17 protein-coding genes and 1 pseudogene are annotated in these 25,813 nt (G+C 44.1%); 14 read left to right on the top strand and 4 right to left on the bottom strand.

Features of this window, described 5'->3' with window-relative positions; all coding sequences use genetic code 11:
• Window positions 1–65: 65 nt before the first annotated feature.
• Window positions 66–1,325: an adenylosuccinate synthase gene (locus MSG36_RS11765; RefSeq protein WP_248367979.1), complete on the bottom strand. Its 1,260-nt coding sequence runs from the start codon at window positions 1,323–1,325 to the stop codon at window positions 66–68.
• A 584-nt stretch (window positions 1,326–1,909) separates the two neighbouring features.
• Between MSG36_RS11765 and MSG36_RS11760 the strand changes: the two genes are divergently transcribed.
• The 4 genes from MSG36_RS11760 to MSG36_RS11745 all read left to right on the top strand — a co-directional run bounded on the left by MSG36_RS11760 (window position 1,910) and on the right by MSG36_RS11745 (window position 6,827).
• Window positions 1,910–2,818 (top strand): LysR family transcriptional regulator, encoded by a 909-nt coding sequence (locus MSG36_RS11760; protein WP_248367978.1) that lies wholly within the window; start codon window positions 1,910–1,912, stop codon window positions 2,816–2,818.
• Window positions 2,819–3,094: 276 nt separating this feature from the next.
• Window positions 3,095–4,090 carry a CDF family Co(II)/Ni(II) efflux transporter DmeF gene (gene dmeF, locus MSG36_RS11755; protein WP_248367976.1) on the top strand — a complete coding sequence of 332 codons (996 nt, stop codon included), beginning with the start codon at window positions 3,095–3,097 and terminating at the stop codon, window positions 4,088–4,090.
• Window positions 4,068–4,484: a MarR family transcriptional regulator gene (locus tag MSG36_RS11750; protein ID WP_017059185.1), complete on the top strand. Its 417-nt coding sequence runs from the start codon at window positions 4,068–4,070 to the stop codon at window positions 4,482–4,484. The genes dmeF and MSG36_RS11750 overlap by 23 nt, the downstream gene beginning before the upstream one ends.
• 618 nt (window positions 4,485–5,102) lie before the next feature.
• Window positions 5,103–6,827 carry a methyl-accepting chemotaxis protein gene (locus MSG36_RS11745; RefSeq protein ID WP_248368321.1) on the top strand — a complete coding sequence of 575 codons (1,725 nt, stop codon included), beginning with the start codon at window positions 5,103–5,105 and terminating at the stop codon, window positions 6,825–6,827.
• A 143-nt stretch (window positions 6,828–6,970) separates the two neighbouring features.
• Here the strand turns inward: MSG36_RS11745 and MSG36_RS11740 are convergent, their stop codons facing one another.
• Window positions 6,971–7,210: a PAS factor family protein gene (locus tag MSG36_RS11740; protein ID WP_004733935.1), complete on the bottom strand. Its 240-nt coding sequence runs from the start codon at window positions 7,208–7,210 to the stop codon at window positions 6,971–6,973.
• Window positions 7,211–7,449: 239 nt separating this feature from the next.
• Between MSG36_RS11740 and MSG36_RS11735 the strand changes: the two genes are divergently transcribed.
• The 4 genes from MSG36_RS11735 (at window position 7,450) to MSG36_RS11720 (ending at window position 14,485) form a co-directional block, all read left to right on the top strand.
• Entirely contained in the window at window positions 7,450–8,448 is a 999-nt protein-coding gene (locus MSG36_RS11735; protein ID WP_248367974.1) for a DHH family phosphoesterase, read from the top strand.
• Window positions 8,449–8,935: 487 nt separating this feature from the next.
• Window positions 8,936–11,125 carry an immunoglobulin-like domain-containing protein gene (locus MSG36_RS11730; protein ID WP_248367972.1) on the top strand — a complete coding sequence of 730 codons (2,190 nt, stop codon included), beginning with the start codon at window positions 8,936–8,938 and terminating at the stop codon, window positions 11,123–11,125.
• A gap of 227 nt (window positions 11,126–11,352) precedes the next feature.
• Window positions 11,353–12,273, top strand: a complete 921-nt coding sequence (locus MSG36_RS11725; RefSeq protein WP_050621429.1) for a LysR family transcriptional regulator — start codon at window positions 11,353–11,355, stop codon at window positions 12,271–12,273.
• Between the two features lie 181 nt (window positions 12,274–12,454).
• Window positions 12,455–14,485, top strand: coding sequence for a TonB-dependent receptor (locus tag MSG36_RS11720; RefSeq protein ID WP_248367969.1), 2,031 nt, complete (start codon window positions 12,455–12,457; stop codon window positions 14,483–14,485).
• 130 nt (window positions 14,486–14,615) lie between these two features.
• On the opposite strand, the gene MSG36_RS11715 is transcribed toward MSG36_RS11720, so the two are convergent.
• Window positions 14,616–15,359: a class I SAM-dependent methyltransferase gene (locus MSG36_RS11715; protein WP_029235856.1), complete on the bottom strand. Its 744-nt coding sequence runs from the start codon at window positions 15,357–15,359 to the stop codon at window positions 14,616–14,618.
• 133 nt (window positions 15,360–15,492) lie between these two features.
• Entirely contained in the window at window positions 15,493–16,788 is a 1,296-nt protein-coding gene (locus MSG36_RS11710; protein WP_248367966.1) for a GGDEF domain-containing protein, read from the bottom strand.
• Window positions 16,789–17,062: 274 nt separating this feature from the next.
• On the opposite strand from MSG36_RS11710, the gene MSG36_RS11705 reads away from it, so the two are divergent.
• From MSG36_RS11705 to MSG36_RS11680, 6 genes and pseudogenes are all read left to right on the top strand, one after another.
• Window positions 17,063–17,587: a GNAT family N-acetyltransferase gene (locus tag MSG36_RS11705; protein ID WP_248367963.1), complete on the top strand. Its 525-nt coding sequence runs from the start codon at window positions 17,063–17,065 to the stop codon at window positions 17,585–17,587.
• A 14-nt stretch (window positions 17,588–17,601) separates the two neighbouring features.
• Window positions 17,602–18,197 (top strand): annotated as a pseudogene (locus MSG36_RS11700) (LysE/ArgO family amino acid transporter).
• Window positions 18,198–18,384: 187 nt separating this feature from the next.
• The gene (locus MSG36_RS11695) at window positions 18,385–19,041 is read left to right on the top strand and encodes a glutathione S-transferase family protein (protein WP_248367960.1); all 657 of its coding nucleotides are present in this window, start codon (window positions 18,385–18,387) and stop codon (window positions 19,039–19,041) included.
• Between the two features lie 508 nt (window positions 19,042–19,549).
• A complete protein-coding gene (locus tag MSG36_RS11690) occupies window positions 19,550–20,131 on the top strand; it encodes a porin family protein (RefSeq protein ID WP_248367957.1) in 582 nt (193 codons plus the stop codon).
• A 213-nt stretch (window positions 20,132–20,344) separates the two neighbouring features.
• Window positions 20,345–21,598 (top strand): exonuclease subunit SbcD, encoded by a 1,254-nt coding sequence (sbcD, locus tag MSG36_RS11685; RefSeq protein WP_248367955.1) that lies wholly within the window; start codon window positions 20,345–20,347, stop codon window positions 21,596–21,598.
• A gap of 5 nt (window positions 21,599–21,603) precedes the next feature.
• The gene (locus MSG36_RS11680; protein WP_248367952.1) at window positions 21,604–25,320 is read left to right on the top strand and encodes an AAA family ATPase; all 3,717 of its coding nucleotides are present in this window, start codon (window positions 21,604–21,606) and stop codon (window positions 25,318–25,320) included.
• Window positions 25,321–25,813 lie beyond the last annotated feature (493 nt).

The raw sequence follows: 25,813 nt of genomic DNA, 5'->3' as shown, positions 1-25,813 counted from the left end.
TGCAGACGTAAAAAAGCCCACGAGCGTGGGCTTAGATGTAGATGTATGTGTAATAGCTTTCTAAACTAAGCTCGAATGATCATTTGCTCGCGCTCTGGACCTACCGATACCATCACGATTGGAACACCCATCAGCTCTTCGATACGAGTAACGTAATCTTGCGCTGCTTGAGGAAGGCTCTCAAACGTGCGGCAACCCGTGATGTCTTCATCCCAGCCAGCCATATCTTCATATACAGGTTTTAGCTCTGCCGTTTGTGGCCAAATCGGGTTCTTTGTGTGCTCACCTGAGTAAGCAGTACAGATCTTAAGTTCAGACAAACCAGACAGGCAATCAATCTTAGTCAGTGCGATTTCAGTCGCAGCTTGCAGGTCAACACCGTTGCGAGTTGCTACAGCATCAAAGTAACCCATATCACGTGGGCGGCCTGTTGTAGCACCGTATTCGTTAGAGCTTTCGCGGAAGCTGTCTTGCTCTTCCATTGCAGTGACTAGCGTGCCCGTACCAACAGATGAGCTGAACGATTTAGCAACAGCAATAACACGCTCAGGGCGAAGGGCAGGTAAACCGCTACCAATGCCTGCATAAGCTGCGGTTACATTCGAAGACGTTGTCCAAGGGTACTCACCGTAGACAAGGTCGCGACCTGCGCCTAACTGAGCTTCAAACAATAGGTTCGCGTCTTGCGATTGCAGTGCTTTAAGCGGCTCTGTCACGTTGCAAATGAACGGGCGCCAAGCTTTAGTCACTTCAAGAAGCCATTCTGTCATTTCAGAAGAAGTCTGAGTGAAATCACATTGAGGGTATAGCGCTTTAAGCTGAGGCATCTTCCAATCAAGTAGGAATTGAATACGCTGCTCTAAAATCTCAGGTTGATTCAGCCAACCCACAAGAATGCCTTTCTTCATCACGCGATCGCCGTACGCTGGTGCAATACCTTGACGTGTTGAACCGTAAGCGCCATCGCCCAAACGTTCTTCTTCAAGCGTATCTTCAAGAGCGTGCAAAGGCAGGCACAGTGTCGCACGATCGGAGATCGCCATTTTCACTTTGATGCCAGCCGCCTGTACTTCTGCAATCTCTTCAGTTAGCGCAGCAGGGCTGATCACCATGCCAGGGCCAAGAACCGCCGTACAATTAGGATTAAAAATACCACTAGGTAGTTGGTGCAGTTTGAATGTACCGAAGTCATTTACCACAGTATGACCCGCATTGTTTCCGCCTTGAAAACGAATGCTAGCAGAAGCTTGGTCTGCTAAAAAATCGACGATGCGGCCTTTGCCTTCATCACCCCAGTTTGCGCCCACAACAACGATAGATGGCATAATTTTTCTCCTAACTGATTGAGAAATCATGTTAGGCCTACAAGGTGGATAAGAGAAATTAATTATCTTTATTATCTTGATAAGGATTCCATATATCCTTAAAGTCTTAATCTACAAACAAGATTCCCTATCGCGTTCGTTCCTCACTGTAGGGAATGACGGGGTGGGGTGTAATTCGTAGTAGAGAGTGAAGCGATTGCAGTTCCTTACAACTGGAAGTGACGAGCCTAACGTCGACTCGATTTTTTGGCGTCATTCCAGAACCGAGGAACGAGGTATCTGGAACCTCAAACCACAAGCGAGATTTCCTATCACGTTCGTTCCTCACTGTAGGGAATGATGGGGTGAGGCTATTTCTTACTTTAGTAAATGACGATAATTGGTACAAAAACTTAAAAACAACCGTCATTCCAGAACCGAGGAACGAGGTATCTGGAATCTCAAACCACAAGCGAGATTCCCTATCACGTTCGTCCCTCACTACAGGGAATGACGATGTGAGGATATTTCGCACTGAAGGGAGTGACGGAAGGGCATTCTTCATTTTTAGAGAATGATGTAAGTAACACGAAAGAGAGGACATTATGCTCGATATTAATTTATTGAAAACGTTTGTGACGCTAGCGGAATACAAGCATTTCGGGAAAGCGGCCAATGCATTGCACATGACGCAGCCTAATGTGAGTTTGCATCTGAAACAATTAGAACAACAAACACGCATAAAGTTGATAGAGAGAAGTCCATTTCAATTGACTCAAGCGGGTGAGCGGCTATTGGAAACTAGCCAAAGAACGCTACTCGAACTGCAGATTTGTCAGGCCGATCTCAATGCTATTAACGACCTTAAAATAGGGACGTTAACCATTGCCGTAAGTGACATCATTTCTCGATTCTTGTTGATTCGCCCGTTCCAGAAGTTTAAAGCGCAATATCCGGGTATCGATCTCACGTTGTTGAATACCACGTCGTCTCAGGCATCGAGTTTGGTTAAGAATGCTCAGGCAGATCTCGGGTTTGTGATAGCCAAAGAACAGCAAAATGAGTCGCTCTATTTTACCAAGCTGCAAGAGCTTTCATGGTGTGCACTAGGCGATGGAATAGACTTACAAGGTTCTGATGATTCGACAGATCATGCTATTAAACGATCAGAAGCTGATCCCGAACTCACTTTGATTCTACTTGGCCACGATACGAGAACGCGTGACTTCATTGATGAAGGTTTACCGAGCCTTAATCTCCCCAATTACAGGGTGATGGAAGTAGGGAGTGTTGACGCTCAAATCGACTGGGCAGAAGCCGGTTTTGGAGTGGCGATTGTCCCTGAATTTGCGGTATCAACCAAGCATCACTTGAATTCAAAAGTGACACCATTGACCAACTTCTCGAGTACCAGTCTCGGTTATATTGTTAGGCAGAACCAAGTGTTGTCGAAAGCGACCAAGCAGTTGTTAGGGTGGGTGAATGATGAGATTATTTCATTGCAAAGCAAATAATTACCATCATTGAGTTTGTTTCAATTAGCCCACCTCGCGTGGGCTTTTTTGTCCCTGCAAAGCCCGATTTCTGATGAATAAACAAGCCCTGAAACAACCTAGCGCTCCCCATCAACTATTCGTCCAGCAAATCAGAGTTTCAAAATCCATCGTTGACAAACTTTGATAATCAAACTAAATTTCAATCAATTACTTTGATTATCAAATTACTTGTCAATCAAAGGGCTTTTATTAACAACGATCATCTAACCACAAACATCAGCTAAGGACGCCATTTTGAGTTTTCCAACACGTCACCAACACAACTTTTCTTCACATAACAGCCAAGGTGAGAAACGCACGTTCTATGTCCTGTTATTGACCGTCGTTACCATGGTTGTCGAAATCGTTGCGGGTACTATTTACGGCTCTATGGCGTTACTTGCCGATGGTTGGCACATGGGGACGCATGCTGCGGCGTTTGGCATCACCTTATTTGCATACCGATATGCGAAGAAAAATGCCGAGAGCGAACGTTTCTCTTTCGGTACTGGTAAAGTCAGCGTGTTAGGGGGCTACACCAGCGCGATTGCATTGGGGATTGTGGCATTGTTGATGCTGGTGGAATCGGTGCATCGATTATTTAACCCACAAGCGATTCAGTTCAATGAAGCGATCATCGTTGCTTGTATTGGTTTAACTGTGAATGTGGTGAGTATGTTTTTACTTGGTGATCACCATCATGATCACGGACACGAGCATGGCCACAGTCATAGTAAGAATCACGGTCATTCACATAGCCATGAGCACGACAGCGACCATGGTCATAAACATGGTGAGCACCACGGACACCATCATGATCACAACCTACGCGCAGCCTACATGCATGTGTTGGCGGATACTCTAACTTCGCTGCTTGCGATTGTTGCACTGTTATTCGGTAAGTTTTACGGTTGGAATTGGTTAGACGCAGCAATGGGAATGGTTGGCGCATTCGTGATTGCCAAGTGGACGATGAACCTTATGAAACAAACCAGTCCAATCCTGCTGGATGAGAATATCGACCAAGATTATCGCGCCTCAGTGACCGAAACCTTAACGCCTTATGCGTCGGTCACTGATTTTCATATGTGGAAGGTGAGTGGGCATCACTATTCAGCAGCGATTACTCTTGAATCAAACAGTGATAAAACCGTCTCTGAATATAAACAAATGCTCGCCAAGTTTGATAAGATTAATCATCTTACTCTTGAAGTGCATTCAAACGACCATGCGAAATATAGAACAGCTTAACCAAATACTGACTGAGTTCTACGATAAAATGTCTTCGTGGGAGCAGTCTGTTGTCAAAGAGACGGGTTATTCCCTGGCTCAAGTACACACCATTGAAGTACTTGGTATGCATGGCGCGTTAAGAATGAAAGAGCTCGCTGAAAAGTTGGGTATCACCACGGGTACACTTACTGTTCAAATCGAAAAGTTGGTTAAAGCCGAATTGATTGAACGCCATGAACACCCAACGGATCGTCGTGCAATTGTGGTGGCATTAACTGATGAAGGTCAGAAGATCCACGTTCACCATAACCAGCTTCACTTGAATTTGGTTAATGAGCTGACGCAAGACATCGAAGAAGACGAGAAAGCGGTGTTATTGAAGTGCCTAACCAAGATGGTGAAAGCGTTTTAGTCAGCCTTAAGTTCGCAGCCTAACTAATTAGCTGAAAAGCTATTGATTAAGAAATCCAAAAATGGACCTGACTCGAATTGAGTAGGTCCATTTTTTTTACCATTTACGATCGACTGTACAATCACCAATCGATGGGTTCACTGTTTAAAAAACAAGTCAAAATCTCCAATATTGGTCTTCGTTCTTGCTCCTCTGATGAGCCAAAAAAGTGTCATTTCTAACCCTAAGGTCAATAATTGTCCAAAGCGTTTTAATTCAAAGCCTTACATAGCAAGGTGTTCAAGCCTTTACGCTCCGTCAAATAGCTGTCTCTCACTTTTATCATTCAACTAATGTACATGTAATAAATTTGTGTTATTGATAAATTTAACTTTAGTTGCCTGTTTCATTTGCTGTTTAAATGCAATTGAGAACGTCATAGCTAGTGGACTTAGAAGCCACAGTTTTAGACGCTCATTATCGATATAAAAACCATAACAATAATCAGGTCGCGCAAGTTGGATATCCATTCTTTGATGCGATTTATTTAGATACTCATAGTTAATTTAGTAAAGACGAGCCACGTATATGAACATAAAGAAAAAGCTCTATTCGTTGGGGATGTTCTCCATCTTCGGCATGATTTCACTGCTGTTTACCACATCGCAATTTGCAGACACCACCGCTCAAATGAGCGAAGCCAAACAAATAACCAAAGAACTTGAAGTGCGTTTGCTCAACCTTCGCCGCAACGAGAAAGATTTCTTGCTGCGTAGCGATATGAAATACCTCGACAAATTCGACGTAAACTACAACAAATTCTTAGCGTCTGAATCTGAGCTAGATACAGTGCTCAGTGATTTAGGTTTGGCCAACAGCACACACTTACGTGAAGACATCGAAACCTACCACACCAGCTTTGTTAACCTAGTCAAAGCGAGCGAAGTCTATGGGTTAGCACGTGACAAAGGCCTGCTAGGCGAGTTTCATGTTTTACTCGATAACATCAGCGCGACAGCCAGTGCTGAACAAAAAATCGAACTTTACCTGTTCAATGACTTAATTGAGAAGGGGGAGTTTGATCCTAGTGTACTTTCTATTACTTCTGGTGCTGGAAGCTCAACTGCTTTGATAGATGCTGCGCGTCAAGTGGTTGAACAGAAGCGCGTGATTGGCTTGAAGCACAACGAAGGTCTGCTTGGGCAAGCTCGTTCGGGTTCTCATGCTATCGAAACTCAATTTAAAGAGTTCTCGGCGGTGCTAGACCAACAAACGCAGCAAGAGATGGACAAACTATCGCTGATCAACAACATTCTTTGCGTCACGCTACTCGTGTCAATCATTCTGTTCAGTTGGTTAATTGTCCGTTCTATTATTGGCAAGATTGAGTCACTGCTTTCGGTGATTCGCAATATTGTTGATTCTAACGACGTGTCTATTCGTTCCCACCTTGATGGTAAAGACGAACTCAGCACTTTAGGCCAATACTTCAACCAATTGCTTGATCAGCTGGAAGGCTTGATCGCGGCATCTCAATCTAAGTCACTGCAGCTGACGCAAAGCACGTCGAACATGCATGACGAGCTAGAGTCAGTCATCAAACAGTTTGAAGTTCAAGCAAATCATACCTCTACCATGACAACGTCAGTGCAAGAAATGGTACTCACAATAGGTGAAATCTCAGAAAGCACATCGGTTGCGGCTGAAGGTGTTCATCAAGCAAAAGTGAATGCCGATAAAGGCCGTGAAGTGGTGGTTGATACGATCAGTAACATTACTCAGTTGTCTGAACGCCTTTCTAGCAGCCAAGATTCGATCAGCTCCCTGAACCATCATGTTGATCAAATCGGCGATGCAGTAAACATCATCCAAGGCATTGCAGAACAAACTAACTTGCTGGCATTGAACGCAGCGATTGAAGCGGCACGTGCGGGTGAGCAAGGTCGTGGCTTCGCGGTGGTTGCCGATGAAGTACGCGCACTAGCAAGCAGAACACACCAATCGACCACAGAAATAACCTCAGTGGTGAGTGCGATTCAAAGCCAGATGCAGGCGTCGATGACAGAGATTGGTGAGTGTAATCAACAAGGCCAACTAACGCTTAAAGATTCAGAAGAGCTGGATGCAAGCTTGCAACTTATCTTGAGCGATATGGAAAGCATTCAAGGTAATTCAGAACGTATTGCCTCAGCGATTGAAGAGCAGGGTGCAGTAATGGCGCAAGTGAGCGACTCAATCACTGAGCTGAACACTATATCGAACGACAATAACGCTTCGGCGCAGCATTGTTTAGTTGAAGTGGACAAGGTAGCAGAACAAGCGAACGACATGGACCAAGCGGTCGCGCAGTTCAAGACTTCGTAAACATTCAGAAGAAACTAAACCAAAGGCGTGGGTCATCTGCGCCTTTTTTGTGTCTGAAAATCAGTTAGATAAAAGACAAGAATAAAAAAACGGCCCGATCTGGGGGAAGATCTGGGCCGTTATATTACGTATTAAAGGGGGTATTACTTATTTCGGCCTTCCAGCACATCCAGTGCCAGTTCAACCGCTTTATCAATATTGTCGCAACCCGCTAACTTACCTGAGCTGATAGGACCAAGCACATTAGCGTATAACGAGAGCTGCTTGTTAAATGGCAGGCTCAACTGCTCATATAAACGCTGGCGAATCTCGGCATGTTGCTCAGGAGCGTGAGCAGCAAGGCTTTTCAAAGTGTCATAAACAAGAGTGGTGGTAGTGTTCATTCGTCTCTTTATCATTAAGTGGGAGGCGCTTATTTTATAATCTTTTCGTATTCGTTTACTGTGATATAAGTCATACAATATTATTAATGTGTTTATCTTTTGAATCTAATGAGAATAAGGCATTCCAAAATAGACTTAAGTATCTGTGAAATATAACTAAAATAATGACAGACTATCGAACACACAAACGAATTGGCGCGTTTCTGGCAAACGGTTAAATCTATAGGAAGAGGAACAACATGCACTACGACGTATTCAACGGAGACGCAGATGGCATAATCGCGTTGTTACAGCTGCGATTAAGTGAGCCAAGAGAGAGCGTGCTCATTACAGGTGTAAAGCGTGATATTAAGTTGGTCTCTCAAGTTGTTACTCAAATGATGGATCCGGACAAGCAAAGTGACGTCTCATCCGTTACCGTTTTAGATGTGTCGATGGAGAAAAACCTGCCTGCATTGCACTCACTGCTAGACACCAATATCAATGTATTTTATTGCGATCACCACCGAACAGGAGATGTCCCAACTTCTGATCATTTAGATACTCTGATTGATACCGCGCCAGAGTGCTGCACGAGCTTGCTGATTAACCAGAGGCTGAATGGTGCGCATGTGGCTTGGGCAATCGCAGCTGCCTTTGGCGACAATCTAAAAACGGTGGCCGTGCGGCTAGCGGATGAACATGGAATCGATGAATCTCACACAGAGTTTTTAGAAGAGCTAGGTACCTTGATTAACTACAACGGTTACGGTTCGTCACTCAGTGATTTGCATATCACGCCAGCTGAGCTGTACAAAACCCTTTATCAATACCCGAATCCGTTTGATCTTTTGGATGATAAAGACTCTGTGTTTTATCGACTACGAGCAGCTTATCAATATGATCGCCAACAGTTATCAAACCTTGTTCCTGTTTATGAAAGTGAAGTCGCACGTGTGTTTGAACTGCCAGGTGAGGCTTGGGCAAGGCGCATCAGTGGCGTATTTGGTAATGAAATCGTTAATCAAGATCCAAACCGATCGCAAGCAGTATTAACGAAAAACCAAGATGGCGACTCTTACACGGTGAGCTTACGGGCACCATTATCAAACAGAACGGGTGCAGACGAAATTTGCTCAAGCTTTGCAACTGGCGGGGGAAGAAAAGCAGCGGCTGGAATTAATCAACTTAATGAACGTGATAAGGTGAATTTTATTTCACTATTGGATGCATATTATTCATCTGGTACTGAGGATTAACTGAAAGATTTTCGACGTATAGATTCAAAACTCCACAAATTCTTACTCCTATATTCCGTTATACGTGTGTATTGCTAGCACATGTATGATGGCTATATCTACGCTATTTTAGTGATGTCACTCGCAATGGTATCTGGTCTGAGGTCAGTAATTACGGCGTGTTTGGGGTGAATTTTGCCGATTTAAAGTTCATTTTTTCCTATTGGTGATTTTTTATATTTTTGGTTAATTATCTTAGTGAATTAAGGTTGATTAAATATTTGCACAGTCAATGGATTCGACCGAAAATAACAGCTTTTAGCATTTCAATTTGAATGAAAAGTCAAAATCATGTTGATTCTGATATTCAATCTGTGACTTAAAATCACAAGTTAAATCAAAGGTCATCTTTTCCTATAAATTCCATTACTTATCTATAAACATTCATGATTACAATGAATTGGTTCGGTTGTGATTGGCACAGCTGTTAAGTAAGGAAGTGGGACTAATGTTGAAACGTAAAGCTCTACAATTAGCAGTATCGGTCGGCATGGCGGCTATGTCTGGCGCTGTTTATGCGAATGGTTCAGATATGACGAACCCAGACTCTGGTGTCGTGGTTGGCTATTGGCATAACTGGTGTGATGGTGGCGGCTACCAAGGTGGTAATGCGCCATGTGTGACGCTGGATGAAGTGAACCCAATGTACAACATCTTGAATGTGTCATTCATGAAGGTCTACGATGTGGCTGATGGTCGAATCCCAACTTTTAAACTGGACCCAACCATTGGGCTTTCAGAAGAACAATTTATTGACCAAATCTCGGAACTCAACAAGCAAGGTCGCTCTGTATTGTTGGCTTTGGGTGGTGCTGATGCACACGTAGAGCTAGAAACCGGTGATGAAAGAGCCTTTGCTGATGAGATTATCCGTCTAACTGAGCGTTACGGTTTCGATGGCCTAGACATCGACCTTGAACAAGCAGCCGTAACCGCAGCAAACAACCAAACCGTGATTCCTGATGCACTTAAGTTGGTAAAAGATCACTACCGCGCAGAAGGTAAAAACTTCCTTATTACTATGGCGCCTGAGTTCCCGTATCTAACGACAGGCGGCAAGTACGTACCTTATATTGATAATTTAGAAGGCTATTACGACTGGATTAACCCACAATTCTACAACCAAGGTGGCGATGGTATCTGGGTTGAAGGCGTGGGTTGGATTGCTCAAAACAACGATGCGTTAAAAGAAGAGTTCATCTACTACATTTCTGATTCTCTTATCAACGGAACGCGTGGTTTCCACAAGATCCCACATGACAAGCTCGTGTTTGGTATTCCTTCAAGTATCGATGCTGCAGCGACCGGTTTTGTGCAAGAGCCACAAGATTTATACGACGCATTTGATAGCCTGACGGCGCAAGGCCAACCGCTGCGTGGTGTGATGACTTGGTCTATCAACTGGGACATGGGCACGAACAAAAACGGCCAACAATACAACGAGCAGTTTATTAAAGACTACGGCCCGTTTGTACACGGTCAAGTAACGCCACCACCAGTAGAGGGTGAGCCTGTTCTAAAAGGTGTCGAAAATACCCGTGTGCTTCACGAAACAACATTTGATCCTATGGATGGCGTAACGGCAACAGACAAAGAAGACGGCGATCTAACTTCATCAATCGATGTTGAAGGTTACGTTGAAACCAGTGTGATTGGCACTTACGTTCTAACTTACCGAGTGAAAGACAGCGATAACAACGAAACCACTAAAGCGAGAACGGTAGAGGTTTACAGCCAGAAGCCAGTATTTAGTGGCGTATCTGACACAACAGTTGTGTTGGGTACTGCATTTGATGCTATGGCAGGCGTGACGGCGAATGATGCTGAAGATGGCGACCTAACAAGCACTATCACACATACTGGCAGTGTCGATGTGAACGAAATCGGCAACTACACGCTTGTGTATAGCGTAACAGACAGCGCGAACCAAACTGTAACCGCTGACCGTAAAGTGTCTGTGACTGATGGTTCTAACTGTGCTGCGGCATGGGATGCCGACACCGTTTATGTGGAAGGCGACCAAGTATCTCATGACGGTTCAACGTGGGGAGCAGGGTGGTACACTCGCGGCGAAGAGCCAGGAACAACAGGTGAGTGGGGCGTTTGGAGAAAAGTTTCAGACTCTTCATGTGGTGGTAACCCAGATCCGGGCGATGACTTAGAGCTTGCAGTTTCAGGCCTTCAATCAGAATATGCGCCAGATAACGGCAACGTGCGTTTAGATCTGACACTGACATCAAATGAAGCATTAGATGTTACCGCTATGGTGATCAACAGTGCAGGTACTGTGGTTGAGCAAACTAAGGTTAACGTAACGGACAGCCGTGCTATTACCATCGACTTATACGATGTAGCGGAAGGGCAATATGCACTTGAAGTGGTCGGTAAAGCATCTGACGGTGAAATGGTGATGGTAAACGATTCGTTCGCTGTTAAAGACGGTGGCGGTACAACACCTCCTCCAAGTGATTACCCTCCGTATGAAGCGGGTACCAACTACGCAGCGGGTGACATTGTGGTCGGCAGCGATAATGGCTTGTACGAATGTAAGCCTTGGCCATACACGGCATGGTGTGCAAGCGCGTCTTACGCTCCAGCAGATAGCCAATACTGGCAAGATGCTTGGACAAAGCTGTAGTCTGATAGCTCAACGCTAGCAATATAAAGTAGACGATCAAAGAGAGGCCATTGTGCCTCTTTTTTTATGCTTAAACAGTTCTGACTTAGAGCTTTAAACCCACTTAACCTTAAACTCTGGTCTGCATATTGCCCTAGATCAAAATAGGAGTGATTATCAATTGTATTACTTGTTAAGAAATAGCACTATGCGCACATTGAATTTTCTATATTGTTAATATTTGCATAATGAATCTTGCTCAAGTCGACCTCAATCTACTCGTTATTCTTAAACACCTTCTTGAAGAGAAGCATGTTTCCAACACGGCATTGGCGCTGGATATGAGCCAACCTACGGTGAGCCGATCCCTGCAAAAGCTGCGTACCGTTTTCAATGATGACCTATTGGTGCGAGCGGCTTATGGCTATGAGTTAACGCCAAAAGCAGAAGCTATTAAGCAAGATCTCAATTCGGTTCTGACACGTTTAGAAAAGCTGGTGCATGGCGATGTATTCGAACCGCAAAGCAGTGACAGTACGGTTCGCTTCTTTGGTTTAGTGCCTAATGTGGCGCACTTGCTGCCGAAGGTGGTTGCAGAGATACGCCAACAAGCGCCGAACATGATTGTTGATATCGACTCTATTCCTAAACGACACTTTGAGCCTCTGTTATCCGGTGATGCGCACTTTGTGTTGTCGACCCACGAGCCATTAAGTTCAGAGCAAAATTTGTATCGAATGTTCGTGATTAGTCGCGATTACCGTTTGTTGATGAGTAAAAACCATCCTTTGGCGGACAAAGAGATCACCGTTGATGACTTGTTGAATAGCCAACTTGGTCAAATCTCACTGCAAGGGGATAAGAAGCTATCGATCGAAAGTCGATTTAAAGATCTTGGCTTAATTGATAAGCAGCGCCAGCTGTCCATTCCAATTCAGCTTTCCAATTTTAACGTTGCACCGGATATGGCAGAAGCAACCGACATCATCTTTCATTTACCGACACCTTTTGCTCAACAAGCCGCTAAGCAAAGAGATCTTGTTTGTAAACGCGTGCCTAAAGCGTTACGCCACCCATCAGAAGACGTCTATCTATACTGGCATAAGCGCTTTCATAACGACCCGATGTGTCGCTGGGTTCGCAATATATTCAAAGAGCTTTATACATAATCCATCTACAGGGTGAATGAAAGTTATGAACACCTATCGAGTTGAATATGGATCTCTTTCGTTATTTGAATGGTGAATAACGAGAATCGATTTTTGGTATGAAACTTTCGTTGATAAGAATGGTAGTCGGTTGTTTAATGCAAACCATTATCATTACTAATCACATGTAAGAATGAATATCATGTCTGAGAGATCTCTTTTGATTCGCAAACCTTTATCGATCGCAGTCGCTGTTATTTGTACCTCACTATCAGCTAACGTGTTAGCGCAAGAAGAAGCGCAAGCAACAGATGAACAAATGGTTGTTACGGCAACTCGTACCGAGATGGCATTAAAACAAGCGCCAGCTTCAATGTCGGTTATCACCGCGCAAGACATTGAAGACAGCCCTGGTATTACCTTGGCTGACATCGTTGCTGAATCAACGAGTGTTGAGTCTGATTTTGATAGCACACGTGCTGGCCGTCAGATGATCTCTATTCGTGGTATGGATTCAGACTACACACTTATCATGGTGAATGGCCGTCGTTTAAGTTCTGCAAGTGCCATCATCCGTGGTAACGACTTCGACCTTTCTACTATCCCTGCTGATTCAATCGAACGTGTTGAGATTATCCGTGGCCCAATGTCTGCACTTTACGGTTCAGATGGTATGGGCGGCACGATCAACATCATCACTAAGGCTCCAGAAAATGATTGGAGCTCTACACTGAGCATGGACTCGTCATCTCCAATGGATGGCAACGGTGGCCAAGAGCAGTCTGTTGGTTTTACTACTTCTGGTGCGTTGATTGAAGATGAGCTGTTTGCTCGCCTTTCTGTTAACCAAACAAGCCGTAACGCATGGCAACCATATTCTGGTACACACAGCTCTGGCTACGATCGTGAAGATATTACAGCTTTAGAAGACCGTGACACGCTAAGCATGCTTGCAAGCCTGACATGGCATGCAACGGATAACCAAACCATCGATTTCGATTTTGGTTACAGCGACGACGAACGTAATTCAGCGGCTGAGAGCTCAAGCTCAGTTATTGAGTCTGACACGCGTGTTGTACGTAACAGTCAAGCGATTACACACAGCGGTTTTTGGAGCTGGGGTGACACGCAAGTACGTTACTCACGCGAAAATGTGACTGACAATGATGCGGCTGATCTGGGTAATAACTTCAGCAGCGATATCGAAGAGTTGACTCAGATTGTTGAAGCGTCTGCGACCACTTATCTTGGTGAAAGCCATACGCTAACGTTTGGTATGGATTACCAACTGAGCGAGCTGACCAACAAAGAGAACCTAGTGAGTGGTTCATCTGAAGCTTACCAAGGTGCACTGTTTGTACAAGACCAATGGTTAATGACGGATCAACTAACGGCAACCATTGGTGGTCGTTTAGATAAACATGAACTGTACGGTGAAGAGTTCAGCCCACGTGTGTACTTGGTACACCAAACAACGAATGACCTGATCATCAAGGGTGGTGTGGGTAAAGCATTTAAAGCACCAACATTGACTCAAAACCAATCTGACTATCAGGTACCAAGCTGTAAAGGTGGCTGTGCGTTAGTCGGTAATGAAGATCTAAGCCCAGAAACTAGCTTAAACTACGAGTTGGCGGCAGTTTACACTCAACCTCGTTGGAATATCGAAGCGGCATTGTTCCGAAATGAGATTAATGACCTGATTGAAAGAACGGAAGGTTACTGTCCAGAAGGCGGTGATTGGAACGAAAGTGCTCGTCAATGTGAAAACCCTGACGGCACACCAACGGGTAATTTAGGCGCAAAAACTTACCAAAACGTCTCTGAAGCAATCATTCAAGGTGTTGAGCTAGGTGGTATGTATCAAATCTCTGATAAGTGGGCGTTTTCTGGTAACTACACTTACCTAGATACTGAAGATAAGTCGACAGGCGAACAGCTACTTGAGCGTTACAAGCACTCGGGTTTAGTTAAACTAAACTGGAGCCCGACTTACGACCTGAACACCTTTGTTAGTGCTCGTTACCGTGGTGAGCGTCAGATCGAAAGCGACCTAACTCAAGACGCATACACAACATTGAACATCGGCACAGTGTACAACGTGAATGATTCAGTACGACTGCGTGCAGGTATTTCGAACCTAACGGACGAGTCAGTATCTGAAGAACTAGAATATCTAGGTTATGTTGAAGAGCCACGTACTTACTACGTAGGTATGACAGCGGACTTCTAATCGAGAGTTCAGTAACTGATAGCTTTATATAAAAGAACCCACACTGGCTGATGCTCTATAAGGAGAACGGCGAGTGTGGGTTCTTTTTTTTATCTATAGGTTTGGCTTAACTCGCCACGTATCTACTTATCTAGATTTTGACACATGTGATCAGCGCATTGCCGGACTGAGTATCCCAAGGAATCAGCTTGTCGTAATCGTGCTCGAAGATATTAACCTCGAAGTAGGGCTTCAATATCTCGATTAACTCCTTAAACGAGAATGCCACCATAGGGTGTTCATCATTCCACACTTGAGTTTCACCAGCAGTCGTTTTTTCGATACTAAGCTTTAGCGCTTGCTTATCACCCTGACCAGAGTAATACCAACCAGATCGGAACGTGAAATCGTCTTTGTCTTGGTTTGTTGTGTGTCTAACAAACAGGTCGTTGCTAATCTTGTCTTTATCAACCACGTTAAAACAGAAAATACCTTCTGGCTTTAACGCGCGATGCACACTTTCTATACACTCTTTAAGCTTCTCTAGGCCATCGTTGTAATGGATGGAATACAGGAAGCAAGTGATAAGATCGAGTGGTTCAGTGACCTCAAAGTTACTCATGTTTTGTACTGAGAACTTGGCTTCCGGGCAGCGAACTTCTGCGATATCTAACATCGGCTTGTTAAGATCTAGGCCACCGCTTTGGTAACCAAAATCAATAAAATGACGAACGTGTGGGCCAGTGCCACAAGCTAAATCGAGGTGTGTTTTTCCTTCATTTCCAAAGATTTGATGGAGTCTACGTACGCAGTTACTTTGCGCTTGGTAGTCAATATCTACACACATTAAATCATAGTAACCGGATAGGTCGGTATAGAGTGCGTTGGCGGACATATTTGCCTGCAGCATAAGCTGAAAAATTAGGGTGGCGCATCATATACCGAAATTGGAAAATCGCAATCAAATATCGTTCAATATAGGAGCTTTAATTCTTGGTCGCTGTACTTTCATTATCTGTTGGCTGGCTTCAAGCAAGAGCTTCCTGGCAAACCACATCATCATTGATAGAGACCTGGTTTTTCCCACTTGTCTTTGAACGATAAAGTGCATCATCAGTCACCCGAATTAGCGTGTTAATGTTGTTGGGTGAATGACACATACATCGGTTGGTGATGCCAATACTGACGCTCGATGTAAATTGACGGCGATTGAATCCAACAAAAGTATGCCTATTAAAAGCACGGCAGATACGTTCGCCTATGACTTGGGTATGCTCAGGTTTCGCGTTGGGAATGAACACAATAAACTCCTCTCCGCCCCAACGTCCAACTACGCCATTGAGTAATTCAACGTGCGTTTTAATGGAATCGGCTAAGTGTTTAATGACAGCATCACCAACACTGTGACCAAACTGATCGTTTATTAATTTAAAGTCATCGATATCAATCAGCATACAAGACATTTCTATTTGCTGATTCACTGGCTTCTTTATCCAATCATAAATGGCGCGGCGATTGAGTACCTGCGTTAAGTCATCATGCATAGCGCGGTGCAGCAACTCTTTTTCTAACAAGACCTTGTCTGTGACCTCTTCGAGAATCACTTGAATGGCGTCTTCACCTTCCCAGTTAATCACATTGTCATAAATATTGAAGTATTTATAGCTGCCATCAAAGCAATGGTTGGATACTACAGAGCTGAAGTTGGGTGTATTGCCATTGAGAATGCTCTCGCACCGCCGGATGGCATTTGAATGCTGTTCTTCAGGAATGATTGAAATGATTGAGTCCATCGAAAGTACTTGCTCGATAGATTCGGCACCTTGTTGCTCAACCCAAGCTTGATTAACCATCAAAGGTTTGAAGTTTCGGTGGATCAAAATACCTTGTTTCGATGTACTGAGTAATTTTCGATACATGAGATCTGTTTCGTGGCGTTTACGCTGCGCCTCTAACATTGATGTGATGTCAATGACGTGTACTTCAAGTGCAGGTTTGTTATTCAGTTCAATGACATGTGATAAACAAAATATGGAGATATTGCGACCATTAGCTGGAATGTCCGTGTACAATTTTCCTTTGTTAAACTTGCCTTTTATTGCCTCTAGGTAGCGTTTTTTGGCTAGGTTTTGGTAATTGTCAGGAACTAAGGCATACACAAATTCAACATTGTGTAATAACTCATCGCGGTTTCGATAACCAAAGATTTGAGCGATCTCGTTGTCGACATCAATAATTCGATGGTTTTGAAGTGTCATCCGCCCTTGTGCCGAGTCGAAGTTTTGGCAGGGCATAGTGGTGGTTAGATCTAGTTGAATACTCATATCGGCCTGACTACTTATTCGTTAACTGAAACAGGTGTTGCTCCCTCGCTGCTGCGACCTACGGGCTTTGTGGCACGCTTTTATGACGAGACTAGATAGGAAAAATATGGTATCTAGGTAAACCCAGTGTGACATTTATAATTTTATGATGAATCAGTAATTTTACTGATTCAAACCGAGTTCTTGAAAAGGAAACAATTCAGGAAAGTAGGCCAGTAATTAAAGCCAAATCACTCAAGCAAAATAAGCGCACCAAACAAGGAGAGTTGAGACAATGAAGCCAGAAACAAATGCACAGGATTCAATGGAAAATGGAACAACATTGGAAAGCAGTGCTTCAATAGAAATTAAGCTTGATGACTTGTCGGGTGGGGAAGTCATTGAATTGCTTGAAGAGCACCTTGCCGATATGTACGCAACTTCGCCAGCCGAAAGCGTCCATGCATTGGATCTAGATGGACTCAAGTCACCAGAAATTACCTTTTTCAGTGCTTGGAAAAACAGCCAGTTGCTTGGGTGTGTCGCCATTAAAGAGCTGAATACCCAACACGCTGAACTCAAATCGATGAGAACCTCGCAGTTTGCTCGAAAGTCAGGTGTTGCGAGCCAACTTTTACAACACGTATTAGATACAGCGGCCGTTCGCCAGTATCAAAAAATCAGCTTAGAGACCGGCTCAGAAGACTACTTTAAGGCCGCGCGTAACCTGTATGAAAAGTTTGGTTTCGGATACTGTGAACCCTTTGCGGATTATGTGTTGGACCCGCACAGTCAGTTTATGAGTATTGAGTTGCGCTAAGAGGCTAGCCTTAGATGTCGACTTACTTCGCAGGTTTCTCCCTTGGTCTTTCGTTGATTCTTGCGATTGGCTCTCAAAATGCGTTTGTTTTAAAGCAAGGGCTTAAGAACCAACACGTATTGGCATTTGCGCTGTATGTGCCATTTCTGACGCCTTACTGATTAGTTTTGGCGTGACGGGCTTTGGCGCAATTGTTAAGCAGTTCCCACAAATTGAACAGTTCGCCCGTTATGGTGGGGCTATCTTTTTGGGTGTCTATTCATTCTTAAGCTTCCGTTCAGCATTTACTGAAAACCACGCCTTAGAAGCCACTGCTGAAACCAAAGACTCGTTAACCAAAGCGATTGCGATGTGTTTGGCGTTCACTTGGCTTAATCCGCATGTGTATTTGGATACTGTGGTATTGCTGGGGTCTATCTCAACTCAATATCAACCTAACCAAATGTTGTTTGGCGCTGGTGCCGTATCGGCGTCGTTTGTGTTCTTCTTCTCACTTGGATATGGCGCTCGCTTCTTGGCTCCAATGTTTAAGAACCCGCGATCGTGGAAGGTGTTGGAATTTGTCGTTGGCGTGATCATGGCATCTATTGCAGTATCTTTGATCGTCTAGCTGTGCGTAATTAGGCATTCAAGCGCACTGTCGAAAGTGACTGCTTAAAGTGCGTATCTAAAGTGATTGCCTTTAATTATCTGCGCATTTAATTATTTCCAAAAAAACAGAATTATTTTTCGTCTTTCGGTTTTGGCGTTCGTCTTAGGGGTACAAATACAAATTAATGACCTTATTCGGAGTCACCATGATTAAACTTGTTAGCTTTAAAAACTGCCCATTCGTTCAACGTGTAATGGGTGCTTTGGTAATGAAAAATGTCCCATTTGAAATTGAATACATTGAGCTAAATAATAAACCTCAATGGTTCCTAGATATTTCGCCAAACGGACAAGTGCCAGTCTTGATTACAGAAAATGAAACGGTTCTTTTTGAGTCAGATGCAATTGTTGAATACCTAGATGATAAATATGCGCCGATAGAAGAGGTGTCTGCCGAGCAAAAAGCACTAGATCGCGCTTGGTCTTATCAGGCAAGCAAGCATTACATGCCACAATGTGGAACGATGGGCAGTAAAGATAAAGAAACCTTTGAGACGCGTTTAGCAAACCTTCAAAAATCCTTCCAAAAGGCCGAGAACAAGCTGGGTGACAGCGACTTTTTCAAAGGCGATTACATATCTAACGTCGACATCGCTTGGCTACCACTGTTGCACCGAGCATCAGTAATCAAAGAGGGCTCAGGCTTTGATATGCTTGAAGGCTTCCCGAAAGTACAGAAGTGGCAAGCGGCGCTGATTGAATCTGGCTTGACCGATAAAACCGTTCCTGCGGACTTTATTGAGAAGTTCAGCGGTTTCTATTTAACGAATAACTACTTGGCTAGTCTCGCTGAAGCTCGTTAATAATATAGATTAAATTGAAATATATTTTAATAGCAGGCTGTTCTAAATAAATCCCCTCCAAAAATAAAACTCATTCTTCTCTTTATATCTGTTATTGGATAAAGAGAGAAACAGGGTGAGTTTTTATATTTAGGCATGAAGATTCAGGTTGTTTTTGAGATCGGATGAAAATTCAATTGGCTCGATAACAATATGATTATAATAAGTTTAATGTTGATGATGCTCATGTTTACTATCAGGTTTATTCGTATTTTAGTACTCGTTACACCTCATGGAATACAATCGTCTCATAAATAAGACTTAATTAAATATCTATGATTGTTCGTTTGATGACCTAAAAATCTTGTGATACTTTCTCATTCGCTCCGTAAATGAACAGTGTTTTATTATTCATTTGGAGTTGCTTATTTAATTTATTTTAAACAGTAACGCAACAGGTGAAATAGTGTCGGAAACTATTGGCTGTTGGTCAACGTTGCTGTAGGACAGACAAAAAAAGGGTATTTTCATGCTTAAATCATCATTTCTATTGGGCCTAGCTGGCTTAGTTTCGCTTCCTACATTTGCTGCTGGTATTGAGGGGGGTCCATACATTGGCGCAGGCCTTGGTGTGTATCAAGACTCAGATACTGATGGCGGAGGCAATTTAGATGCTGAAAGCATGGGGTACAGCCTTTATGGTGGTTACCAATTTAACCGCATCGTTGGTATCGAACTTGGTTACACGGATTACGCCGATTACGAAAAATTTGGTACTAAGCTTCTTTCACCAACATCACTTTCGGTTGCAGCAAATGTAGGTTACACCTTCGATAACTCAATCCGTCCATTTGTATTGGCAGGCTTAAGCTACGTTGATCTAAATTCAAGCAACGGTGCTTTCTACGGCGACGATTCAGGTGCAGGTTTCCGCTTCGGCGTTGGTGTGGAATACACCCCAGTAGAAAACCTAACACTTCGTCTAATTTCTCAAGCAGATGCTGTGAATATCGAAACTTACACCTACAGTTTCAATGGCAATAAGCTCCGTACAAGCAGTAGAGATGTAGCGTTTAGCACAGTAACTCTGGGTGCTTCGTACAATTTTTAATGACCTCTGTGAAATAACTTACGGCTAATCTCATGGACACCTAAAACCGCTCTAACGTTGAGCGGTTTTTTTGTGTCAAAAATATCGATTGGTCACGCTATGGGCGGAGTTGGTCCAAAGCCTGAAATTAGTTGGTTTTCACAAGCTTATAAAAGGGAATTATCTCGACTATTTTGGTAGATTAAAGGTATTACAGACTTCCAGTGAGCAGCAATGAAGATTCTTCACACGTCCGATTGGCACCTTGGCCAAAACTTCTACAATAAGAGCCGTAAGAATGAACATGAACGGTTTTTACAATGGTTACTTGAGCAAGTTACAGAGCACGACATCGACGCGATCATTGTTGCTGGCGACATTTTTGATACCAGTACACCGCCGAGTTACGCTCGTGAGATGTATAACAAGTTTGTGGTCGATTCGAACAAGATCGGCTGTCAATTGGTGTTGTTAGGTGGAAATCACGATTCAGTCTCTGTGCTTAAAGAGACCCAACAGCTGCTCAAATACATGGGTGCAGACGTGATTCCAAACACCAATGAAGATCATGCGACTCAGGTTGTCGAACTAAAAGGCAAGAACGGCGATGTAGAAGCGCTGGTTTGTGCCATTCCTTTTATTCGTCCTCGCGATGTGTTGACCAGCCAGGCGGGCGTCACTGGCGTTGAGCGTCAGAAGCAACTCGGCGATGCAATCAAACAGCACTACCAAAGTGTTTATGATGCGGCGGTTGCTAAGCGCGCGACGTTTGCAAACAGCGAGCGCATGCCGATTATCGCTACCGGTCATTTAACGGCGATGGGTGTCCAACAATCGGATTCTGTGCGTGATATCTATGTTGGCAACCTTGATGGTTTTGCCGCTGATGGCTTCCCAGACGCAGACTATATTGCACTTGGTCATATCCACCGCCCACAAGTGGTGGCAAAGCGTGAATACATTCGTTATTCAGGCTCTCCAATCCCACTAAGTTTTGATGAACTTAAATCTCAGAAACAAGTGTGTGTTGTTGAGTTTGTTGAAGGTGAGCGCACCATTTCTCAATTGCCTGTTCCTACATTCCAACCTCTAGCTGAAATCAAAGGCGACTTGAGCGAGATCGAATCTCAGCTGAACCAATACATAGGTTTAGATAGCGAACAAAGCGTGTGGTTATCGATAGAAGTGCAAGCGCAAGATTACTTGTCGGATCTACAAGAACGTATGCGCGCACTGACCGAAGGATTGAATGTGGAAGTACTTCAATTGCGCAGAGCAAGAGAGCGTCGCAATCAAGCATTAGAGCAAGAGTCGGCAGAAACCTTATCTGAACTGAGCCCGATGGACGTGTTTACGAAGCGTATTGCTTTAGAAGATTTTGAAACCGATTCTGAAAAAGCACGTTTAGAGCGAATGACGGTGAAGTTTAAACAAGTGATGGTTGAAGTGTCTGAAAGCGCTCAAACACCAAATAAAGTAGAAGAGTAACCAGTATGAAGATTTTAAGCCTAGAATTTGAAAACCTGAACTCTTTGAAAGGGCGTTGGAAGCTCGATTTCACCCAATCACCGTTTGCAGAAAATGGTCTGTTTGCGATTACTGGCCCAACAGGGGCGGGTAAAACCACCATTCTTGATGCGATTTGTTTGGCATTGTTCCACCGCACACCGCGTTTAAAGAGCATAGCTAAAGGCAACAACGAATTAATGACGCGTGGCACGGGTGAGTGTTTTGCTGAACTGGAATTTGAAGTTCAAGGTAAAACGTACCGATCTAATTTCCACCAAAAGCGAGCGCGTGGAAAACACGATGGCGCATTGCAAACGCCAACGTGCGAATTTGCGGATGCGGACACCGACAAAGTTTTAGAGACCATGCTGACCAAGAAAACCAAGTTGGTGGAGCAGGTAACCGGTCTCGATTTTTCACGCTTCACTAAATCCATCATGTTGTCTCAGGGTGAGTTTGCGGCGTTCTTAAATGCCAATGCTAACGACCGTGCAGAGCTACTTGAAGAGCTGACGGGAACCGAAGTCTATAGCCTGATTTCAGAGCGTATCTACGATCATTTCAAGTCGAGTGAAGAGTCGCTTAATCACCTTAAAGCGAAAGCAGAAGGGGTGAGCTTACTGTCTGAAGAGCAAATCCAAGCGCTGACCGCAGAGCGTGAAACGTTAGAAGTCGAGCAGAAGCGTTTAGCCGAGCAGTTAAAAGAGTGGCAAGCGCATCTAAGCTGGTGGAAAGACGTCACTAAAGCTGAGCAAACTATCGCGACCAGTGAGCACGATCTGAAAACCGCTCAAGATGAACTAGACCGTAACCAACCGTCACTAGAGCGCTTGGCAAACAGTGAGCCGGCTGAAAAGCTGCGCCCAATGCACAAAGATTTAAAGCGTTGCGAACAAGAGGTGAACACTACTCAAGCTTACCTAGATAACAGCACCAAGTTACTTGCTGTTCGTGATGCAGAGAAGCAAGATGCGCAAACTAAACTGACGCAAAGCAGTGCTATTGTCGAACAGGTAAAAAGCGAGCAACAAGATCAAGAGAAGATCATCGATCTTGTCCGTCCGATCGATAACCAAATTGCCGTACTCAAAGATAAGCAAACGGCGGCCGTTAATGCGGCGAATACGCTAAACGAGCAACATACGCAGCAGCGCAATCAACAGGTTGTTTTAGTCCAAAAAACAGATGCACTGAAGAAACAAGATCAACTCTGCACTGAGTACCTAGATACGCATCAAGCTGACCAACACCTGGAAAAATACCTAGGTCAATGGCAAGCAAAGGTCGAGCAAGTTCGTACTCTAGAGCGTCAGCATTCAGAACAGCTGAACTCAGCGAAGCAAGCTTTGTCTGCGGTTGATGCTCAGCAAACGATCATCAAATCTGCGCAAGACGCTAAAGTAACGCAAGATAAAACTTTAGCTGAATTGGTTTTGATAGAGAGTAGTGCAAAGCAACAGTGGGAAGCATTGCAAGGCAACACCAGTGAGCAAGTGTTGAATGCGCAAAAAGATCTGTTGGAGTTTTGGAACCGCAATACCCACTCACTAATCGAGATCAATCGTGGTTTCCTAAATGCCCAGCAACAGCTGCACGCAAAAACACAGGCACATCAAACCAACACTCAGTTGGTCGACAAGCTTTCGAAAGAGCGTGAAGTGTTGGTGGAGCGATATAAAGAGAGAGAGACTTCGCTTGAACGATTAACGCGTTTGATTGATCAAGAAGGCGAATTAGCAAAATACCGTGCAGCTCTAGAATCTGGGTCTGAATGCCCATTGTGTGGTTCAACAGAGCATTCGATTGAACAGTCGCAAGATATTGCAAATTTGGTTGCTCAAAAAGAAACGGAAAACCTAGAGCTAACGGCTATAAAAAAAGAAGGCCAAGAGCATCGTCAGCAATTAGATTCTCTTGCCCCTATGATTGCAGCGCTGAACGATGACATTCAACGTGCGCGAGCGGATATTCAGCAGGCTCAAATGAATTGGCAAGGCGTTGTCGGCAAGCTTCAACAGAACTTATCGGATTTCGTTGACACGGCTCCTGAACTGGCGCTGCTAACGATTAACGATTTAGGCAATGAACCTGCCGTCGCGACCTTTGCACAGCAGTGTGAACTTCTACTAAGTCTGAACGCGCAGCAACTCAAAGCGTTGGCTGATGCTAAAGCGCATTATGCCGAAGCTGAGAAACAACGCCTGTCTGTAAGTGTTATGGCTGACAAGGCGCAATCTAATCTCGAGTTAGCCGAGCAACGCTTAGCGGATCTGAATAAGCAAAACCAAGTCGCAAACGAGCAAGTGACTCAGATAACTCAAGCGAAAGAGCACCAATGGAGTGCTTTGAAAGAGAGCATTGTTCAAACGGCTATCGAAGCGCCTGAATTAGAACATATCGATGATTGGTTTACTGCGAAATCACAAGCATCAAGCATGTGGCAGCAAACTAAACAGCAACAGGCCGATATTGAGAAGCAACTGATTACTCAAAATGCCGAATTGAAAACCTTAGACGACAAGCTAAGCAGTGTTGAGAAAGAGCTCGCGACACTGACGCAACAGAGTGAGTCTTTAGTGTCAGAACTTACTCGTGTAACGGCTGATAGAACAGAGTTGTTTGGTGACAAAGACATTCAAGCCACCAGCAATGCGATGAAGCAAAAAGTCACTGAAGCGGTAAATGCATTTGATGCCGCTCAGTTGGTGCTTAACCGCTGCGAGCTGGAACATCGAACTGAGCAAACCAAACACATTAGCTTCTCTGAAGAGTTGACCAGCAAGCAGTCCAGTCACACACAAGCGTCGAATGCTTGGTTAGATGCACTGAAAGCTAGCCCATTCGAAGATGAGGTACATTTTGAAGCGGCGTTGTTAGATGAAGAGGTTAGAACTCAACTTCAAAGCCTGAAGAAGTCTTTAGACGAAGCGATTGTCAGTGCGCAAGCTAGGTTGAACACCGCCAAAGCGGCACAAGTGGAGCTACAAAACCACGAAAATGCGAAAGCATGGCAAGAGCAAGACCAACAGCAAGTTGAAGACGCGACTACTGAGTGTCAAAACGCACAACAAAGCCATGCGACAAAGATCGGTGCAATTTCTGCCAATCTTGAAACCGATAACCAGAACCGCAGTAATCAGCAAGATTTGTTCAAGAAAATCGACGAGCAACAGGTCGAGTTTGATGATATCTCACGTCTTAACTCACTTATCGGTTCTAAGAACGGCGATAAATTCCGTAAGTTTGCCCAAGGTTTAACGTTGGAAAACTTGGTGTATCTGGCGAACAAGCAGCTACAACGTTTGCATGGTCGTTACGAGCTAAAACGTAAAGCCGACGATGGTTTAGAACTGCAAGTGCTCGACACATGGCAGGGCGATGTGATGCGTGATACCAAGACGTTATCAGGTGGTGAAAGCTTCTTAGTAAGCTTGGCGTTGGCATTAGCGCTTTCTGATCTTGTGAGCTACAAAACCAGTATTGATTCTCTGTTCTTAGATGAAGGTTTTGGCACGCTGGATAGCGACACATTGGACATTGCACTGAATGCGCTCGATAACTTGAATGCATCAGGCAAGATGATTGGCGTCATTAGCCACGTTGAAGCACTGAAAGAGCGAGTACCCGTTCAGCTTAAAGTGACAAAACACTCTGGTTTAGGTGTGAGTGAGATGGAGAAGCAGTACAAGGTTGTGACATAGATTTAGCTGTATTCATTATCGTCATTCCCTAAAGTGAGGTACGAACGCAATAGGGAATCTAGCTTTGCCATTGATACAGCAGATCCCCGACTCAGTCGTTCCTCCTTCTCGAGGATGACGGAGTCGGGAGTTGTCATCAATTACTACGCTGTCACTCCTTAAAGTCAGGAACGAACGTCATAGAGAACTAGGTTTTGTTCGTATGACCTTCGTCATTCCCTAAAGTGAGGAACGAACGTAATAGGGAGTCTAGTTTTGTTGGTATTACTTTCGTCACTCCCTAGAGCGAGGAATGAACCTAATAGAGAATCTAACTTTATTGGTATTGCCTTCGTCATTCCCTAAAGTGAGGTACGAACGTAATAGGGAATCTAGCTTTGTTGGTATTGCCTTCGTCATTCCCTAAAGAGAGATACGAGCGTAATAGGGAATCTAGATTTGTTGGTATTACTTTCGTCATTCCCTAAAGTGAGGAACGAACGTAATAGGGAAT

Source organism: Vibrio sp. 1CM8B (assembly GCF_023161685.1).
Lineage (GTDB): Bacteria > Pseudomonadota > Gammaproteobacteria > Enterobacterales > Vibrionaceae > Vibrio > Vibrio coralliirubri.
This window is presented reverse-complemented; position numbering and strand designations above follow the sequence as displayed.

Excerpts from the sequence above, each read along its gene's own strand:
- MSG36_RS11765 (WP_248367979.1), bottom strand. The coding sequence starts at position 1,325 with ATGCCATCTATCGTTGTTGTGGGCGCAAACTGGGGTGATGAAGGCAAA.
- MSG36_RS11760 (WP_248367978.1), top strand. The coding sequence starts at position 1,910 with ATGCTCGATATTAATTTATTGAAAACGTTTGTGACGCTAGCGGAATAC.
- MSG36_RS11750 (WP_017059185.1), top strand. The coding sequence starts at position 4,068 with ATGCGAAATATAGAACAGCTTAACCAAATACTGACTGAGTTCTACGAT.
- MSG36_RS11745 (WP_248368321.1), top strand. The coding sequence starts at position 5,103 with ATGATTTCACTGCTGTTTACCACATCGCAATTTGCAGACACCACCGCT.
- MSG36_RS11740 (WP_004733935.1), bottom strand. The coding sequence starts at position 7,210 with ATGAACACTACCACCACTCTTGTTTATGACACTTTGAAAAGCCTTGCT.
- MSG36_RS11735 (WP_248367974.1), top strand. The coding sequence starts at position 7,450 with ATGCACTACGACGTATTCAACGGAGACGCAGATGGCATAATCGCGTTG.
- MSG36_RS11730 (WP_248367972.1), top strand. The coding sequence starts at position 8,936 with ATGTTGAAACGTAAAGCTCTACAATTAGCAGTATCGGTCGGCATGGCG.
- MSG36_RS11725 (WP_050621429.1), top strand. The coding sequence starts at position 11,353 with ATGAATCTTGCTCAAGTCGACCTCAATCTACTCGTTATTCTTAAACAC.
- MSG36_RS11720 (WP_248367969.1), top strand. The coding sequence starts at position 12,455 with ATGTCTGAGAGATCTCTTTTGATTCGCAAACCTTTATCGATCGCAGTC.
- MSG36_RS11715 (WP_029235856.1), bottom strand. The coding sequence starts at position 15,359 with ATGTCCGCCAACGCACTCTATACCGACCTATCCGGTTACTATGATTTA.
- MSG36_RS11710 (WP_248367966.1), bottom strand. The coding sequence starts at position 16,788 with ATGAGTATTCAACTAGATCTAACCACCACTATGCCCTGCCAAAACTTC.
- MSG36_RS11705 (WP_248367963.1), top strand. The coding sequence starts at position 17,063 with ATGAAGCCAGAAACAAATGCACAGGATTCAATGGAAAATGGAACAACA.
- MSG36_RS11695 (WP_248367960.1), top strand. The coding sequence starts at position 18,385 with ATGATTAAACTTGTTAGCTTTAAAAACTGCCCATTCGTTCAACGTGTA.
- MSG36_RS11690 (WP_248367957.1), top strand. The coding sequence starts at position 19,550 with ATGCTTAAATCATCATTTCTATTGGGCCTAGCTGGCTTAGTTTCGCTT.
- sbcD (WP_248367955.1), top strand. The coding sequence starts at position 20,345 with ATGAAGATTCTTCACACGTCCGATTGGCACCTTGGCCAAAACTTCTAC.
- MSG36_RS11680 (WP_248367952.1), top strand. The coding sequence starts at position 21,604 with ATGAAGATTTTAAGCCTAGAATTTGAAAACCTGAACTCTTTGAAAGGG.